The sequence below is a fragment of the Tsukamurella sp. NPDC003166 genome, assembly GCF_040611135.1.
Classification (GTDB): Bacteria; Actinomycetota; Actinomycetes; order Mycobacteriales; family Mycobacteriaceae; genus Tsukamurella.
Genome location: NZ_JBEXNL010000008.1, coordinates 149616 through 164867 on the forward strand (window position 1 = coordinate 149616; position 15252 = coordinate 164867).

At 71.5% G+C, this 15252-nt stretch carries 14 protein-coding genes; 10 read left to right on the forward strand and 4 right to left on the reverse strand.

The window, feature by feature from the left end; genetic code table 11:
• Positions 1-9 precede the first annotated feature (9 nt).
• Complete coding sequence (locus ABZX10_RS11895) at positions 10-1842, reverse strand: NAD(P)/FAD-dependent oxidoreductase (protein WP_355539224.1); 1833 nt, start codon at positions 1840-1842, stop codon at positions 10-12.
• Between the two features lie 163 nt (positions 1843-2005).
• Here ABZX10_RS11895 and ABZX10_RS11900 point away from each other — a divergent pair, with 163 nt between their 5' ends.
• Positions 2006-3208, forward strand: coding sequence for a GAF domain-containing protein (locus ABZX10_RS11900; RefSeq protein WP_355539227.1), 1203 nt, complete (start codon positions 2006-2008; stop codon positions 3206-3208).
• Positions 3209-3234: 26 nt separating this feature from the next.
• Positions 3235-3909, forward strand: coding sequence for a PIG-L family deacetylase (locus ABZX10_RS11905; protein ID WP_355539230.1), 675 nt, complete (start codon positions 3235-3237; stop codon positions 3907-3909).
• Between the two features lie 67 nt (positions 3910-3976).
• On the opposite strand, the gene ABZX10_RS11910 is transcribed toward ABZX10_RS11905, so the two are convergent.
• Positions 3977-4876 carry a DUF2236 domain-containing protein gene (locus ABZX10_RS11910; RefSeq protein ID WP_355539233.1) on the reverse strand — a complete coding sequence of 300 codons (900 nt, stop codon included), beginning with the start codon at positions 4874-4876 and terminating at the stop codon, positions 3977-3979.
• A 94-nt stretch (positions 4877-4970) separates the two neighbouring features.
• On the opposite strand from ABZX10_RS11910, the gene ABZX10_RS11915 reads away from it, so the two are divergent.
• Entirely contained in the window at positions 4971-5573 is a 603-nt protein-coding gene (locus tag ABZX10_RS11915) for a TetR/AcrR family transcriptional regulator (protein ID WP_355539236.1), read from the forward strand.
• Between the two features lie 38 nt (positions 5574-5611).
• On the forward strand, positions 5612-6388 hold the full coding sequence (locus ABZX10_RS11920) for an enoyl-CoA hydratase-related protein (protein ID WP_355539239.1): 777 nt from the start codon (positions 5612-5614) through the stop codon (positions 6386-6388).
• A 39-nt stretch (positions 6389-6427) separates the two neighbouring features.
• Here the strand turns inward: ABZX10_RS11920 and ABZX10_RS11925 are convergent, their stop codons facing one another.
• Together ABZX10_RS11925 and ABZX10_RS11930 are read right to left on the reverse strand one after the other, a co-directional pair.
• Positions 6428-6649 (reverse strand): hypothetical protein, encoded by a 222-nt coding sequence (locus ABZX10_RS11925; RefSeq protein ID WP_355539242.1) that lies wholly within the window; start codon positions 6647-6649, stop codon positions 6428-6430.
• 111 nt (positions 6650-6760) lie between these two features.
• Positions 6761-8296, reverse strand: coding sequence for a LuxR C-terminal-related transcriptional regulator (locus tag ABZX10_RS11930; RefSeq protein WP_355539245.1), 1536 nt, complete (start codon positions 8294-8296; stop codon positions 6761-6763).
• A gap of 187 nt (positions 8297-8483) precedes the next feature.
• Here ABZX10_RS11930 and ABZX10_RS11935 point away from each other — a divergent pair, with 187 nt between their 5' ends.
• The 6 genes from ABZX10_RS11935 to argB all read left to right on the forward strand — a co-directional run bounded on the left by ABZX10_RS11935 (position 8484) and on the right by argB (position 15247).
• Positions 8484-9803 (forward strand): amidohydrolase family protein, encoded by a 1320-nt coding sequence (locus ABZX10_RS11935; protein ID WP_355539248.1) that lies wholly within the window; start codon positions 8484-8486, stop codon positions 9801-9803.
• Positions 9803-10477 carry a GAP family protein gene (locus ABZX10_RS11940; protein ID WP_355539251.1) on the forward strand — a complete coding sequence of 225 codons (675 nt, stop codon included), beginning with the start codon at positions 9803-9805 and terminating at the stop codon, positions 10475-10477. Before ABZX10_RS11935 ends, ABZX10_RS11940 begins: the two co-directional genes overlap by 1 nt.
• A 5-nt stretch (positions 10478-10482) precedes the next feature.
• A complete protein-coding gene (locus ABZX10_RS11945) occupies positions 10483-12027 on the forward strand; it encodes an SLC13 family permease (RefSeq protein WP_355539254.1) in 1545 nt (514 codons plus the stop codon).
• Between the two features lie 78 nt (positions 12028-12105).
• Entirely contained in the window at positions 12106-13140 is a 1035-nt protein-coding gene (gene argC, locus ABZX10_RS11950; RefSeq protein WP_355539257.1) for an N-acetyl-gamma-glutamyl-phosphate reductase, read from the forward strand.
• Positions 13137-14345, forward strand: coding sequence for a bifunctional glutamate N-acetyltransferase/amino-acid acetyltransferase ArgJ (gene argJ, locus ABZX10_RS11955; protein ID WP_355539260.1), 1209 nt, complete (start codon positions 13137-13139; stop codon positions 14343-14345). The genes argC and argJ overlap by 4 nt, the downstream gene beginning before the upstream one ends.
• Positions 14342-15247 (forward strand): acetylglutamate kinase, encoded by a 906-nt coding sequence (argB, locus tag ABZX10_RS11960; RefSeq protein WP_355539263.1) that lies wholly within the window; start codon positions 14342-14344, stop codon positions 15245-15247. Before argJ ends, argB begins: the two co-directional genes overlap by 4 nt.
• Positions 15248-15252 lie beyond the last annotated feature (5 nt).

A 15252-nucleotide genomic window follows, 5' to 3' on the forward strand; every position in this document is an offset into this window, starting at 1 on the left:
ATGGGGTGATCAGCTGGTGTGATGGACCTCGGCCAGCCGATACACGGGGGTGTCGATGCCCTCGTAGCGGGCCTTGAGCTGCAGCGCCAGGTACAGCGAGTAGTGCCGCGACTGGTGCAGGTTGCCGCCCATCATCCACAGGCCGGGTACCTGCGTGGGCTTCCACATGTTGCGCTGCTCGCCCTCCCACGGCCCCGGATCCTTGGTGGTGTCGGAGCCCAGGCCCCAGCACTTGCCCAGCGTGTCGGCGGTCTCCTGGCCCATGAGGTCGGCGGCCCAGCCGTTCATCGAGCCGTAGCCGGTCGCGTATACCACGAGGTCGGCGGGCAGCTCTGTGCCGTCCTTCAGGACGACGCTGTTCTCCGTCAGCCGCTCCACGCCGCCCTTGGCGAGCTTGATCGAGCCGTCGATGATGAGGCCGGCGGCGCCGACGTCGATGTAGTAGCCCGAGCCGCGGCGCAGGTACTTCATGAACAGACCCGAGTCGTCGTCGCCGAAGTCCAGCTCGTAGCCCGCGTCCTCGAGTCCACGATAGAAGTCGGCGTCGATCTCGCGGACCTTGTCGTAGATCGGCTTCTGGAACTCGTTCATGATCTTGTAGGGCAGCGAGGCGAAGATCATGTCGGCCTTGTCGGTGGTCACGCCGTTCGCGACCGCGCGCTCGCTGTACAGATCGCCCAGACCGTGCTCCATGAGCGACTCGGACTTGATGATGTGGGTGGAGCTGCGCTGCACCATCGTGACCTCGGCGCCGGCCTCGACGAGGGCCTTGCTGATGTCGAGCGCGGAGTTGTTCGCGCCGATGATCACGACCTTCTTGCCCGCGTAGGCGTCCGGCCCCGGGTGCTTGCTCGAGTGGTGCTGCTCGCCCTGGAAGACGTCCATCCCGGGGAAGTCGGGGATGTTCGGCTTGCCGGACATGCCGGTCGCGAGGACGAGCTGCTTCGGGTGCAGGGTCAGGCGCTCGCCGTCCTTGTTCACCTCGACGGTCCACTCGGCCTTCGCCTCGTCGTACGACGCCGAGAGGGCCTCGGTGCGCGACCAGTACGGCACCTCCATGACGCGGGTGTACATCTCCAACCAGTCGCCGATCTTGTCCTTGGGGGCGAAGACGGGCCAGTTGGCCGGGAAGGGCAGGTAGGGGAGGTGGTCGTACCAGACCGGGTCGTGCAGGCAGAGCGACTTGTACCGGCCGCGCCACTGGTCGCCGGGACGGTCGTACTTGTCGACGACGAGCGCCGGCACGCCGAGCTGGCGCAGGCGGGCGCCGAGGGCGATACCGCCCTGGCCGCCGCCGATGACCAGGGTGTCGGGCTGGACCGTGCGGCCCAGCTCGGCCTCCTCGCGTTCGCGACGCTCGGCCCAGGTGGGTGCCTCCACGTGGGCCCCGTGTACGGCGCCCATCGGGCGGCGTACGCCGAACGACTCCTCGTGGCCCTTGAGCTCGCGCAGCGTGGTCAGGAGGGTCCAGGCGCGGTCGACGCCGTCCTCGCCCTCCCGGATCCGCAGGTGGCCCTTGCCGCGGCCGACGCCGGTCTCGAATTCGATGAACGCTTCCGCGACCTCCTCGCCGCTCGCCGGGTCCGTGGTGGCGAATCCGCCCGGCGCGGTGTCGTCGAGGCGTTCGGTGAGCATCGCGCGGATCTGGTCGCGGCCCTCGCTGGTGTTGAGGTTCCAGGTGAAGGACACCAGGTCGCGCCAGAAGGCGCCGGGCTCGAACAGCTCGGTGACGGCGTCGACGTCGCGCGCCGCGAGCGCGGCGTCGAACTGCTGGAGCCAGGCGTCGATCCGCTGCTGGGGATCGGCGGCGGTGGTCTGTTCGGCATCCGCGATAGCGGTCATGTCTGCTCCTTCGAATCGGGACTGGAGGTCGTGCTGTGGTGTGAATCACACGCCCGACGCAAGGGGTGCGGCAAGGGTTGCGTCCCGTTGCAGATGTGACGACGCGATCGGCGAAAGCGGGGGCACGCCCGTCTCGAAGTGTGAGTTGAGGCACAATCGAGGGGTGGGACAGACGGTCGAGCCCGCGGTGGCTCTCGGCGACGATCCGCGCAGCTATGCGCGGCTGCTCGCCCAGGTCTACGACGCGACGATGTCGGGTGAACGCCCGCCGGCTCGCCCGCGGGAGGTGATCGGCGACTCGTGGGACCGGGTGCGGGCTGCAGGCCTCCGGCCCGACGACGATGCGGGACCGGCGATCCACGCCGCCGACCTGGCCCGATTGCGGCGCGAGTCCGGGCTCGCCGGGATGATCGAGGAGTTCACCAGCGGGCTCGCCCCGCTCACCGAGGCCGGCTCCAGCATCCTCGTGGTGGCCGACGCCGAGGGCACCATCCTGTGGCGCGGCGGACCGTCGAGGGTGCTCCGCCAGGCCGACAACCTCGGGTTCGTCGAGGGTGCCGCGTGGTCGGAGAGCGACGTGGGCACGAATGCGATCGGCACCGCACTCGCGGCGCGCAGCGCCGTCCAGACCTTCTCGGCCGAGCACTTCGCCCGGAGCCAGCACCCCTGGACCTGCTCCGCGGCCCCGATCCGCGACCGGCGCACCGGCAAGCTGCTCGGCGTCGTCGACGTCAGCGGCCCGGCGTCCACCGTTCACCCGACCACCCTGGCCCTGGTGGCCACCGTCGCCCGGCTGGCCGAGTCCCGCCTGCACGAATCCCACCTCGCGGGGCTGGACCAACTGCGCACCGTCGCGGCCCCGCTGCTCGCCGGAATGCCGGGGCCGGGCCTCGTCGTGGATCCGCACGGCTGGGTCGCCGCCGTCGGGCAGCTCTCGCCGCGGGCGCGGGTCACCCTGCCCGACGTGATGGACGGCTCGCACCTGTGGCTGCCGGAGCTGGGGGAGTGCGCCGTCGAACCGCTCCCGGGCGGGTGGCTGCTGCGACCCGTCGACCACACGGGCTCCCTCGAGCGCACCCGGGTCACCGTCGACCTGCGCGCCGATCGCTCGCCCGAGGTCAGCGTCGTGGGTTCCGGTGGGCAGTGGCGGCACCAGCTCACGCCGCGGCACGCGCAGATCCTCGAGCTGCTTGCGGATGGTGCGGGGCACACGGCCTCGCAGCTCGCGTCGTCGATCTTCGGTGACGGCTCGCGGGTGGTGACAGTGCGCGCGGAGATCTCGCGGCTCCGCCGCGTCCTGTCCGGTCTCATCGCCGCGCAGCCCTATCGCTTCGCGGACGGGGTGTCGGTCGAGTTGCTGCGCTGACCGCACGCCCCCGCTACCGTGGGGCCATGGCAGACGCGACCTCGCCCGAGCCGGAAGTGTTCCCCGAGGACTGGTCCACCGCCCTGGTGCTGGTGGCGCACCCGGACGACCCGGAGTACGGGATGGCCGCGGCGGTCGCGCGCTGGACGTCCCAGGGCAAGACGGTGCTGTACGGCCTCGCCACGTCCGGCGAGGCGGGGATCGAGGGCATGTCGCCCGGCACTGCAGGCCCGGTCCGCGAGGAGGAGCAACGACGGTCCGCCGCCGTCGTCGGGGTCGACGAGGTGCGGTTCTGGGGCTACCCGGACTCGCAGCTCCGCAACACCGAGGAACTGCGGACCTCGATCGCGAAGTCGCTGTCCCGGTACTCGCCCGACATCGTGATCACGCTGTGGGGTGGTCCCGACTGGGGCAACGGCGTGCCGAACCAGTCCGACCACATGGAGTTCACCCGGGCGGTGGCGGAATCTGTGGCGGGCACGGGCGTCCGCGCTTTCCAGACGGCGCCGGAGCCCACGCTGATCGTCGACGTGTCCGGTTTCGTGGAGCGGGCGGTGGAGTCGCTCGCCGAGCATCGACAGTACCTGTCCGTGCTCGACCCGACCACGCCCGTCATCGAGCAGGCCCGGGCGCAGGTCGCTTCGGCCACCGAGCCGCGTGGCGGGTTTCGGCACGCGGTGGGCTTCCGGCCGCTGGGCTGAGGCGTCACGCTCTGCCCCTGGCCGCCGCGGCGCGGCGCGGTGGCCGTGACACCGCTGTGCTGTCGACTCATGCGTGCGCTCTCGCACGGGCACGGTAGCCGTAGTCGGCGATGTCGAGGGGTTGCCCGTGAACGCCGCCGAAGTGGTCCACCCACGACCGGCCCAGCCGGTGCGGGCGGGTGGCCGTGGAGTGCGCGTAGGTCTTCATCGCACGCGCGGTGAGGGCGCGGGTGCGCGCGGTCGGCTCGTCGAGCCGGTGCGTGGCGCACAGCTGCGGGCCGTAGATGCTGAACAGGACGGGGTCGGCGTAGCGGGCCGTGCGGCCGGGGAACCAGCGCTCGCGCCAGTCCACGGAGAGCTGGTCGACCAGGGCTCGCCCGCTCTCGGTGTAGGCGTAGCGGCACTCGTAGGCCAGCGCCCAGTCGAGGAACTCGCTGCGGCGCTCGGGCACGTCGAGGCCCATGAGTTCGCCGATGCCGCGCCAGAAGAGGAAGCGGGCCAGGCGTTCGCCCCCGGTGAACAGATGCAGGCCGAGGTTCTCGGCGATGCGGTCGGGTTCGAACGCGAGCGATGCGAGCGTGTAGCGCTTGTCGTCGTCGGTGATGCCGAAGTGGGCGTGGATCGACTCCATGCGGTCGACGGCGGCGCGGCCGGCTGCGGAGCTGTGACCGTTGCGCAGCATCTCGCCGAAGAAGACCAGCGTGTCGTCGTTGCGGCGCCGGACGTCCTTCATCATGTCGCCGGTGCCCCTGCGGTGGACGATGCGTGCGATCGACGGAACCGCCACCTGCCGCGCGAAGGCGACCGTGTACGCGGCGTGCACGAACAGGCCGTCGCCGTACTTGACCTCCAGGCTCAGCCGGGTGAGCTCCTCGTGATCGACGACGGGGTCGAGCGCATCCATCCGGCGGCGGAGCGCTCCCGCGCTGATCAGGGCGTCGTCGTGGACGGTCGATGCGGATGTCATGAGCGTCTCCATGGGTCCTGTTCCTCAAAGTAGAAACGACTGTGTTCCTACAATGACGATGAACTAGGAACGAACTTGTGTCAAGATTGAGTCCATGGACGAGGTGGTGCGACCCTGGCGCGGCGTCAGCGCGGAGGAACGACGGTCCGCGCGGCGCGCGCGGCTACTCGAGGCCTGCCTCGACGAGGTGGGCGAGGGCGGCGTCGAATCCGTCACCGCCGACACCGTCGTCGCGCGGGCCGGCCTGTCCAAGCGGTACTTCTACGAGGCCTTCGCCGATCGCGAGCAGATCCTGCTCGCCGCGCTCGACGGACTGTTGGACGTCATCCGCGAGCGGGTCGCCGAGGCTCTCGACGCCGAGGAGGTCGCGGAGCGGGTGCGGCGCACCGTCGAGACCCTGGCGCGCACGCTCGCGGAGGACCCCCGGCAGGCCCGCCTGTTCGAGGAGGCCTCGCGGTCGGCGGTGCTCGAACGGCGTCGGCACCAGGAGTTCCGCGTGTTCAGCGAGCTGCTCGCCACCGGCGTCTACGCCGACCGGGGCGCCGAGACGGCCGATGTCACAGCATGGTTCGTCGTTGCGGGAACCGTCGAGGTCCTGGCACGGTGGCTCGCGGGTGCCGTTGCGCTGGACGAATCCCGGGTGGTCGACGTCATCACGGACATCGGCGTCCGGCTCAGTGGTGGAACCGCGTTGTGAGAGGCTGCAGCGGCAGTGATGGACGGAGGAGGTTGTCGATGAACGACGATGCAGTGGGCGCAGGTTCGGGACTCGTGTTCGAGCGCGACGAGCGCGGGGTCGCGACGATCGTGCTGCATCGGCCGGACGCCGCGAACGCGCTGAACCAACCCCTCGCCGACGCGCTGGTGACGGTGACCGCGCGGATCGCCGCCGATCCGGGTGTGCGGGTCGTCGTGCTCCGCGCCGAGGGGCGGTTCTTCTGCGCGGGCGGCGATGTCAAGGCGATGGTCGCGGCCGACGACCGCTCCGCGATGCTCGATCACCTGGCGGACACGATCCACCGGTCGCTCGCCGTGTTGGACGGGCTCGCGGTGCCCGTGGTGGTGGCGATCCAGGGACCCGTCGCGGGCGGCGGACTGGGGCTGGTGCTCGCCGCCGACATCGCGATCGCGGCCGATACGGCGCACTTCTCGACCGCGTACACCGGCGTCGGGCTCAGCCCGGACTGCGGGGTCTCGGCGCTGCTGCCGAAGGCGGTCGGGTTCCGGCGGGCGATGCGGATGCTCCTGCACGGCGACCGGATCGACGCCGCGACCGCGGCGGACTGGGGTCTGATCGACCTGGCCGTGCCGGCGGGCGAGCTGGAGGCTGCGGTGACCGCGGAAGTGGAGCGGATGCTCGCCGGCCCGCATCCCGGGCTCGGCGAGGCGCGGCGCCTGGTCCGGGCGTCGTACGCCCGCGGCTACGTCGAGCAGCTCGACGACGAGCGGCGGACCATCGCGCGGATGGGCGGCACCGCCGCTGCGGCCGCCCGCCTCGCGCGCTTCGCCTGAGCGGAGAACGTCGGAGCCGAGTGGGGCCGTGGGTCGGGGTCAGCCGAGGTGGAAGGCCTGCGTGATGTGATTGCCGCGCCGGTGGTCGCCCACCAGGCTGGGGCGGCCGCGCCCCATCTTCACGAGCATGGTGCGGTTCTCCACGCGCGGCGCGAAGCTGTCGAGGACGCGGTTGACGGTGCCGCGCACGCCGCCCTGGTGGCGCGGCAGGGACAGCGGCTGCGTCATGGCGGTGGGGTCGTTCCGGTGATCGTTGCGCATGTGAGGTCCTTCGGGTCGGCGATGCGGTTCGTTACTGCTCCCGAGGATGCCGACGATGCCTGTCCCCGGGCTGGCCGGATCCTGTGGGAGCGCCAAGGAAAGCGCGGCGCGTCAGCGGCCGCTCGGCAGGAGCGCCAGCCGGGCCGCGGACGTGAGGGCCTCGTTCTTCGACGTGGCACCCAGCTTCCGGTAGAGCGATCGCAGCTGGGTCTTCACCGTGTTGGTCGACACGCCGAGCGCCGCGGCCATATCGGCGCGGTTGTCGTGGTCGATCAGTGCGCGGAGTACCTGGTACTCGCGCGGGGTCAGCCGCGGCCGCGGGGTCGGCGGTGCGCCGAGCGGCAGGCCGTCGATCCGCGCAGTGAAGCTCGCCCGCGCGGACTCCGGGAGCCGGTCGAGGACCGCGTCGATCACGGTGGCCGGCACGCCGGTGAACGCGCGCCGGTTGCCGGGGCTCGCGGCGAGGTCGGCCGTGCGGTGCGCCAGCTCGTCGGAGACCTCTCCCGCGAGGCTCTCCCGCCACGCCGCCAGCAGGGTGACCTCGGCCCACTGGGCGGGGCTGAGCTCGGCGGCGGTCAGTGCGACCTGGCGGGCGTGGGCCCGGATCGGGTCGGCCTCGTGCAGGGCCAGGCGGATCTCCGCCACCCTGGTCAGCGTGCCGTGCACCGTCGCCGTCTCGAGCGCTCGCCGGGCGGCGTTCACCTCGCCCAGCGCGAGGTGCGCCGTGATCCGCAGCGCGCTCGCCGCGTCGGACGCGAACGTGCCCGCCCGGACGTCGTGGCTCACGGTGCTCATCGCGATCGCGTCGAGGGCGTCGCCCGCGCGTCCGTCCGCCAGAGCGTGAGACGCCCGCGCGTACATCACGAACGGCCACACCACGTCGGCGGTGTCGAGCGCTTCCAGCAGTGCGACGGAGCGGTCCCGCTCCGGCCGCATGCGCGCGATGTCGATGAGCGCGGCCGCCGTCCGCTCCGTTCCCAGCGCGGCGTCCGCGTACGCCGGGCCGGGATGCGGGAGTGCCGTGGCGGTGTCCAGGGCGCGCTGCGCATCGTCGACGGCGCCCCGGACCGCATGGGTGAGAGCGGCTCGCCCGGCGGCCGATCGGACGGCGTCGGCGGATCCGATGACCTCGCCGATCTGGCGCGCCGTCCCGAACTCGCGCAGGGCCGCCACCGTCTGGCCGGCCATGAGGTGCGTCGTGCCGATCTGATGGCGGAAGAACCACGACGGATCGTCGGCGGCGGGAACGTCGAAGGGGCCCTCGGTCCGCAGGCGGGCGACCAGCTGGTGTGCGTAGCCGAGCGCGGTACCGATGTCTCCGCTCATCCGGCTGCCGATCATCTGCATCGTCAGGACGAGCGACTCCTCGTAGCCCGCGCGCCGGTACCGGTTCAGGGCGTGCACGGTGAAGGGCCTGGTCGACCTCGCGAACACCGGCGCCAGCGGGTGGACCAGCTGCAGGACGGGGTACCGGCCGATCGTCGCGCCGGGCAGCGGCGAGATCGCGGCGAGCAGCGCGGCGTGCGCGGTGTTGAAGAGCGGCCAGATGTGCTGGGTCGCGACCGCCGCGATGCGCTCCGGGTCACCCGAGCGCACGGCCTCCGCGAGGAGTTCCGACGGTCCGCCGCTGTCCTGCTCGACCTTCATCGCCCCCCTCGTCGTCGCCGCACGGGGCGGATCGGAGTTCACGATAACGCAACCCCGCGGCTCTATCGGGCGGCCGACCCGACATCCACCGGAGGGTGAAACCGAGGGTGATATCACCGGTGAAGCGGGGCACGTGCGATGCCGGGCGCCGTCATACTTCTGTTCGACCACAGGAGGATTCCTCGCCATGAGCCAGCCGCTCGCCTTCACGAACGCAACACTCATCACGGGTGACCGGGACGGGACGATCCTTCACGATCGCACAGTCGTCGTCGGCGCCGACGGTCGGATCGTCACCGTCGGGCCCGCCGCCGAGACGTCCGTGCCCGACGGTGCCCGCGTCGTCGACGCGCGCGGCCGATTCGTGATGCCGGGACTGATCAACGCCCACGCGCACCTGTTCTCGGACGGTCGGCCGATCCCGAAGATCCTCACCAGCGAGCGCGCCGAGAAGCTCGTCGCCCTGTTCGCGCACAGTCCCTTCGGGCACCGGTGGCTCGACGGGCGCACCAAGCGCGCCGTGCTGACCCAGATGAACACCGGCGTCACCACGATCCGCAGCCTCGGCGAACCCGGGTACGAGGTGGTGCGCACCGCGGCCGCGATCGAGCGTGGTGACTACCTCGGTCCGCGGCTGATCCCGTCGGGGCCGCTGCTGGCGATCCCCGAGGGGCACGGCGCCCCGCAGATCGCTCTGATCTGCTCCGATGCCGACGCCACGCGGCGCAACACGCGCCAGAACCTCGACAACGGGGTTCGCGCGATGAAAATCTCGGCGACGGGCGGAGTGACCGACGCCAAGGCGATCGGTCACGCCGGGACACCCGAGATGTCCGAGACGAACATGCGCATCGTCTGCGAGGAGGCGCACGCGGCGGGGATCCTGGTCGCCGCGCACGCGCAGAGCGAGGACGGCATCCTGGCGGCGCTGCGCGCCGGTGTCGACACGATCGAGCACGGTGCGGCGATGAGCGACGAGGTGATCGCGTTGTTCAAGGACAACCCGAACTCGCTGCGCGGCCACTCGTCCCTGATCCCGACGCTCATGGCGTGCCTGCCCCTGGTCAAGCTCGAGCCGTCGGTGACGGGCGCCAACGAGGTCAGCCGGGCCAACGCCGTGATGGTGCTCGACGAGATGCTCGCGGGTATCCGGGTCGCGTTGGAGCACGATATCGAGCTGGGCATGGGGACCGACTCGGCGCTGACCTTCGTGACCCACTACAACACCTGGCGCGAGATCGATTTCGTGATCCGGTACGGTGGCGTCCCGGCCGCGCGGGCGCTGCACGCGGCGACGGGGGCCAACGCCCGCATCCTCGGCATCGACGGCGAGACCGGCTCGATCGATCCCGGCAAGTCCGCGGACCTCCTCGTCACCGCCGCCAACCCCCTCGACGACGTCCGGACCCTGGCGAGCCCCGTCGCCGTCGTGGTGCGCGGCGAGCTGATCGACGCGCCGTCGGTGACGACCTTCCCCGAGATCGACGCCCTCCTCGACGAGTTCTGATGTGGACCGCACTGGGTGACTCGCTCCCGCTCGCCACGGGACTCGCACTGAGCCCGTTCGCCGTGGTCACGGCGGTGGTCCTGCTGCTGGGACGCCGCGGGGTCGTCAAGACGGCCGCCTTCGGGCTGGGGTGGTTCGTCGCGATCCTCGTCATCGCGACCGTCGCGCTCCTCGTCGTCGAGGCGGCCGACGAGGCCGACCACGATGCCACCGAGACGGGCGTCGACCTCGTCCAACTCGCCTTCGCCGCGCTGTTCCTCGGCCTGGCGGTCCTCGCGTGGCGCAAGCGCCCCGCGCCGGGGGAGACGGTGCCGCGGAACGCGACGCTCGCCCGGCTCGACGGGATCGGGGTGCCCGGCGCCCTCGGCCTGGGCCTGGCGCAGGGCCTCGTGGTGATCAAGAACATCCCGCTCGCGGTCGGCGCGGGTGTCCGGTTCGGCGTCGCGGGCCTGCACGGCGGCGCCGCGGTCGGTGCGATCGTGGTGTTCGCCGTGGTCGCGAGCGCGGGAATCGTCGCGCCGCTGACCGTCGCGGTGGTGGGCGGGTCGCGCCTCGCGGAGCCGCTGGCCCGGACGCGGGACTGGCTCGAGACGAACCTCAGCGCCATCACGGTGACGGTCCTGGTGCTGCTCGGCTCCTATTTCCTCGGCCAGGGTCTCGGCGTCCTCGGATGAGTCCGATGGCGATCACGGCCACGATCCTGCTGGTCGCGGTCGTGTCCTTCGTGTGGAACGTCGTGCCGGCCGCGATCACCGCGCTCGGCGTCGCGCTGGCGCTGTTCCTCACCGGTACGGTCACGTTCGCGCAGGCGATCGCGGGCTTCGGCGATCCGATCGTCCTCTACCTGGCCGGGTTGTTCGTGGTCAGCGAGGCGCTCGACGCCACCGGCCTGACCGCGTGGATCGGACAGCTGATCGGGGCGCGGGTCGGCGGTAGCCGCACGTCGATCGTCGTGGCCCTGATGCTGCTCTCGGCCGTGCTCACCGCCCTGATCAGTGTGAACGGCGCGATCGCGGCGCTCGTGCCGGTCGCGGTGATCATGGCGACGCGGGCGCGGATCGCACCGTCGCAGATACTGCTGCCGCTCGCCTTCGCCGCGCACGCGGGCTCCATGCTGACCATGCTGGGCACGCCGATCAACGTCCTGGTGTCCGAGCTCGCCGTCGACGCGGGGGCGCGCCCGTTCGGGTTCCTCGAGTTCGCGTTGGTCGGCGCGCCCCTCGTGATCGGCGTCGTCGCGCTCGCCGTCTTCCTCGGGCCGCGCGTCCTCCCGGAGCGCACGGCCGACGGTGCCCCGCGCGACTTCAGCGCGCACGCCGCGACGCTGGCGCGGGAGTACGCGATCGACGAGTCGGCGACGGCGCTGGGTGCCGCCGACGGGGTCACCGAGTTCGTGATCCCGCCGCGATCGCCGTTCCTCGGCGACCACGTGTACCCGGGCATGCTCACCGACGACGGGGAGCTGATCGTCGTGGCGGTCCGGCGGGCCGACCGCCCCGTCGAGCACGCGGACCTGCGCGTCGGCGATGTCATCCTGCTGCGCGGTACCTGGGACGCCCTCGCGCGGCGGGCCGGCGCCGGCGTCCTCCCCGTCGACGATCCGGACCGGGTGCGTCGGCAGCCAGCCCGTCCCGGTCCGCGCGCCGTCGCCGCGGGAGCGGTGCTCGTGCTGATGTGCGCGGCGCTCGCGCTCGACCTGCAGCCGCCCGCGATCGTGGTGCTCGTCGCGGCGGCGGTGCTCGTCGCGCTGCGGGTGATCACGATGGCGCAGGCGGAGCGCTCCATCTCGCTGCCGACGCTGCTCGTGGTGGCGGGCATGCTGCCGATGTCGACCGCGATCCAGTCGAGCGGTATCGCCGACGCCGTGTCCCGGACGCTGGTCGAGCGGCTCGGTGGCGGCTCACCGGTGCTCCTGCTGGCGGGGATCGTGGTCACCGTGCTCGCGATGGGGCAGTTCATCAGCAATCTCGCGACGGTGCTGATCGTCGCGCCGATCGCGGCATCGGTGGCCGAGACCGCGCACGTCTCGCCGCTGCCGATGCTGATGGCGATCACCGTGGCGGGCGCGGCTGCCTTCCTCACGCCGGTGGCCACGACCGGCAACCTCATGGTCCAGGACCCGGGCGCCTACCGGTTCGGCGACTTCTGGCGCCTGGGCCTGCCGTGCATGATGCTGTTCGCCGCCGTCGCGATCGGGCTCGTTCCGGTGATCTGGCCGTTCTGACGCGGGCGTGAGCGGGCGCCGTGCGGCGGATCCACCCGGTTCTATGAATAGGCTTGCATGATGGTGCATAATCATCGCATGACTGTTTCCGTCGCGATCGCGGGCGCCAGCGGCTACGCCGGGGGAGAGATCCTCCGGCTGCTGCTGAACCACCCGCAGTACCTCTCCGGTGAGCTCACGATCGGCGCGCTCACCGCCGGCGGCAACGCCGGCAGCACGCTCTTCGAGCACCACCCGCACCTGCTGCCCCTCGCGGACCGCGTCCTGCAGGAGACCACCCCGGAGACGCTGCGCGGCCACGACGTGGTCTTCCTCGGCCTGCCGCACGGCAAGTCGGCCGAGATCGCCGAGGCGCTGCCCCCGTCGACCCTCATCATCGACTGCGGCGCCGACTACCGGCTCAAGGACGCCGCCGAGTGGGAGCGCTACTACGGCAGCGCCCACGCCGGGACCTGGCCCTACGGGCTGCCCGAACTGCCCGGCAACCGTGAGGTCCTGGCGGGCGCGTCGCGCATCGCCGTCCCGGGCTGCTACCCGACGGTATCCACCCTCGCCTTCCTGCCCGCCGTCGCGGCCGGCATCGTGGCGCCCGAGGTCACCGTCGTCGCCGTGAGCGGCACGTCCGGCGCCGGCAAGTCGTTGCGGACCGACCTCCTCGCCTCCGAGGCGATCGGCTCCGCGCGGGCCTACGGCGTGACCACGCACCGGCACACCCCGGAGATCACCCAGAACCTCTCGGCGGCCGCGAATTCGCCGCTGACGGTGTCGTTCACGCCGGTCCTCGTGCCCATGGCGCGGGGCATCCTCGCCACCGTCTCCGCCCCGACGACGGTGACCGCCGCGCAGGCCCGGGCGGTCTACGAAAAGGCGTACGCCGACGAGCCCTTCGTCCACCTGCTCCCCGAAGGGGCGCAGCCGCAGACGAAGTCGGTGCTCGGCAGCAACGCCGTGCAGGTGCAGGTGGCCGTCGACGAGCGCGCCGGACGGCTCGTCGCCACCGCCGCGATCGACAACCTCACCAAGGGCACCGGCGGCGCCGCCGTCCAGTCCATGAACCTCGCGCTCGGTTTCCCCGAGACCGCGGGCCTGAGCATCGTAGGAGTCGCGCCGTGACCGCTGGGAGCTTCAAACTCGTTCGGAACCAGGGCGTGACGGCGCCGCTGGGGTTCAAGGCCGCGGGCATCGCGGCCGGGATCAAGGCCTCCGGCAAGCCGGATCTGGCACTCGTTTTCAACGAGGGGCCGCACTACGCGGCGGCGGGCGTCTTCACGCGCAACAAGGTCCGGGCCGCGCCCGTGCTGTGGAGCGAGCAGGTGCTGAAGGACGGTCACCTGCGGGCCGTGATCCTCAACTCCGGCGGCGCCAACGCGTGCACCGGCCCCGGGGGTTTCCAGGACACGCACGCCACGGCGGAGAAGGTCGCGGAGGTGTTGAGCCACTGGGGGACCGAGACCGGTGCTGGTGAGGTGGCGGTCTGCTCGACCGGCCTCATCGGCGACCGGCTGCCCATGGACAAGGTGCTCGCCGGCGTCACCGAGATCGTGCACGAGATGGGTGGTGGCCTCACCGGTGGCACCGACGCGGCGCACGCGATCATGACCACGGACACCGTGCCCAAGGAGACGGCGCTGCACCACTCCGGCGGCTGGAACGTCGGCGGCATGGCGAAGGGGGCGGGCATGATGGCCCCGTCGCTCGCGACCATGCTGGTGGTGCTCACCACCGACGTGCACGCCACGCCGGAGCAGCTCGACGAGGCCCTGCGGTACGCCACGGGCTACACCTTCGACCGGCTCGACGTGGACGGTGCCACCTCCACCAACGACACGGTCCTGCTGCTCAGCAGCGGGGCGAGCGAGAAGACCTGCACCCAGGACGAACTCAACGCCGCGGTGCGCGAGGTCTGCGACGACCTCGCCGCGCAGCTGCAGGGCGACGCCGAGGGCGTGACCAAGCGGATCCTCATCACCGTGACCGGCGCCGTCTCCGAGGAGGAGGCCCTGATCGGCGCCCGGGCCATCGCCCGGGACAGCCTGGTCAAGACCGCGCTGTTCGGCAGCGATCCGAACTGGGGCCGCGTCATGGCCGCGATCGGCATCGCCCCGATCGAGCTGATCCACGACCGGCTGACGGTCTCGTTCAACGGGCAGCCCATCGCCGAGAAGGGCTGCGGCGTACCGGGTGCGCGTGAGGTTGACCTCTCCGGGCCGGAGATCGACGTCACCGTCGACCTGGGGCTCGGACGCGGCACCGCGACGATCCGCACCACCGACCTCTCGCACGCGTACGTCGAAGAGAACTCGGCCTACTCCTCATGAGCGCACCGGATCTCACCCCGCTGGACAAGGCGGGCGTGCTCGCCGAGGCGCTGCCCTGGCTACTCGACTTCCACGGCAAGACGGTGGTGGTCAAGTACGGCGGCAACGCCATGGTCGATGACGACCTCAAGCGCAGCTTCGCCCAGGACATGGTGTTCCTGCGTACCTGCGGCCTGCACCCGGTGGTGGTGCACGGCGGCGGGCCGCAGATCAACGCGATGCTGAAGCGGCTCGGCATGGAGGGCGAGTTCCGGGGCGGCTTCCGGGTCACCACACCCGAGGTGATGGACGTCGTGCGGATGGTGCTCTTCGGCCAGGTCGGCCGCGAGCTCGTCGGGCTCATCAACTCCCACGGACCCTTCGCCGTGGGCATGTCCGGCGAGGACGCCCACCTGTTCACGGCCACCCGCCGGGAGGTCGTGGTCGACGGTGCCCCCACCGACATCGGGCTCGTGGGCGATGTCACGGAGGTCAACCCCGAGGCGGTGAACGACCTCATCGCCGCCGGCCGCATCCCCGTGATCTCAACGATCGCGCCGGACGCGGACGGGGTGGTGCACAACATCAACGCCGATACGGCCGCGGCCGCCGTGGCCGAGGCGCTGGGCGCGCAGAAGCTGGTGGTACTCACCGATGTCGAGGGTCTCTACACGAACTGGCCCGACCGGTCCTCGCTGACCTCGGAGATCGACACCGACGCGCTGACCGCCCTGTTGCCGAGCCTCGACTCCGGGATGGTGCCGAAGATGGAGGCGTGCCTGCGAGCCGTGCACGGGGGCGTTCCCACCGCGCACGTCATCGACGGGCGGGTGCCGCACTCCGTGCTTCTCGAACTGTTCACGACCAAGGGCATCGGCACGATGGTGACCGCCCCGAATCACACTGAGAAGACCTGGATCTGACACAC

Excerpts from the sequence above, each read along its gene's own strand:
- ABZX10_RS11895 (WP_355539224.1), bottom strand. The coding sequence starts at position 1,842 with ATGACCGCTATCGCGGATGCCGAACAGACCACCGCCGCCGATCCCCAG.
- ABZX10_RS11905 (WP_355539230.1), top strand. The coding sequence starts at position 3,235 with ATGGCAGACGCGACCTCGCCCGAGCCGGAAGTGTTCCCCGAGGACTGG.
- ABZX10_RS11910 (WP_355539233.1), bottom strand. The coding sequence starts at position 4,876 with ATGACATCCGCATCGACCGTCCACGACGACGCCCTGATCAGCGCGGGA.
- ABZX10_RS11915 (WP_355539236.1), top strand. The coding sequence starts at position 4,971 with ATGGACGAGGTGGTGCGACCCTGGCGCGGCGTCAGCGCGGAGGAACGA.
- ABZX10_RS11920 (WP_355539239.1), top strand. The coding sequence starts at position 5,612 with ATGAACGACGATGCAGTGGGCGCAGGTTCGGGACTCGTGTTCGAGCGC.
- ABZX10_RS11925 (WP_355539242.1), bottom strand. The coding sequence starts at position 6,649 with ATGCGCAACGATCACCGGAACGACCCCACCGCCATGACGCAGCCGCTG.
- ABZX10_RS11930 (WP_355539245.1), bottom strand. The coding sequence starts at position 8,296 with ATGAAGGTCGAGCAGGACAGCGGCGGACCGTCGGAACTCCTCGCGGAG.
- ABZX10_RS11935 (WP_355539248.1), top strand. The coding sequence starts at position 8,484 with ATGAGCCAGCCGCTCGCCTTCACGAACGCAACACTCATCACGGGTGAC.
- ABZX10_RS11940 (WP_355539251.1), top strand. The coding sequence starts at position 9,803 with ATGTGGACCGCACTGGGTGACTCGCTCCCGCTCGCCACGGGACTCGCA.
- ABZX10_RS11945 (WP_355539254.1), top strand. The coding sequence starts at position 10,483 with ATGGCGATCACGGCCACGATCCTGCTGGTCGCGGTCGTGTCCTTCGTG.
- argC (WP_355539257.1), top strand. The coding sequence starts at position 12,106 with ATGACTGTTTCCGTCGCGATCGCGGGCGCCAGCGGCTACGCCGGGGGA.
- argB (WP_355539263.1), top strand. The coding sequence starts at position 14,342 with ATGAGCGCACCGGATCTCACCCCGCTGGACAAGGCGGGCGTGCTCGCC.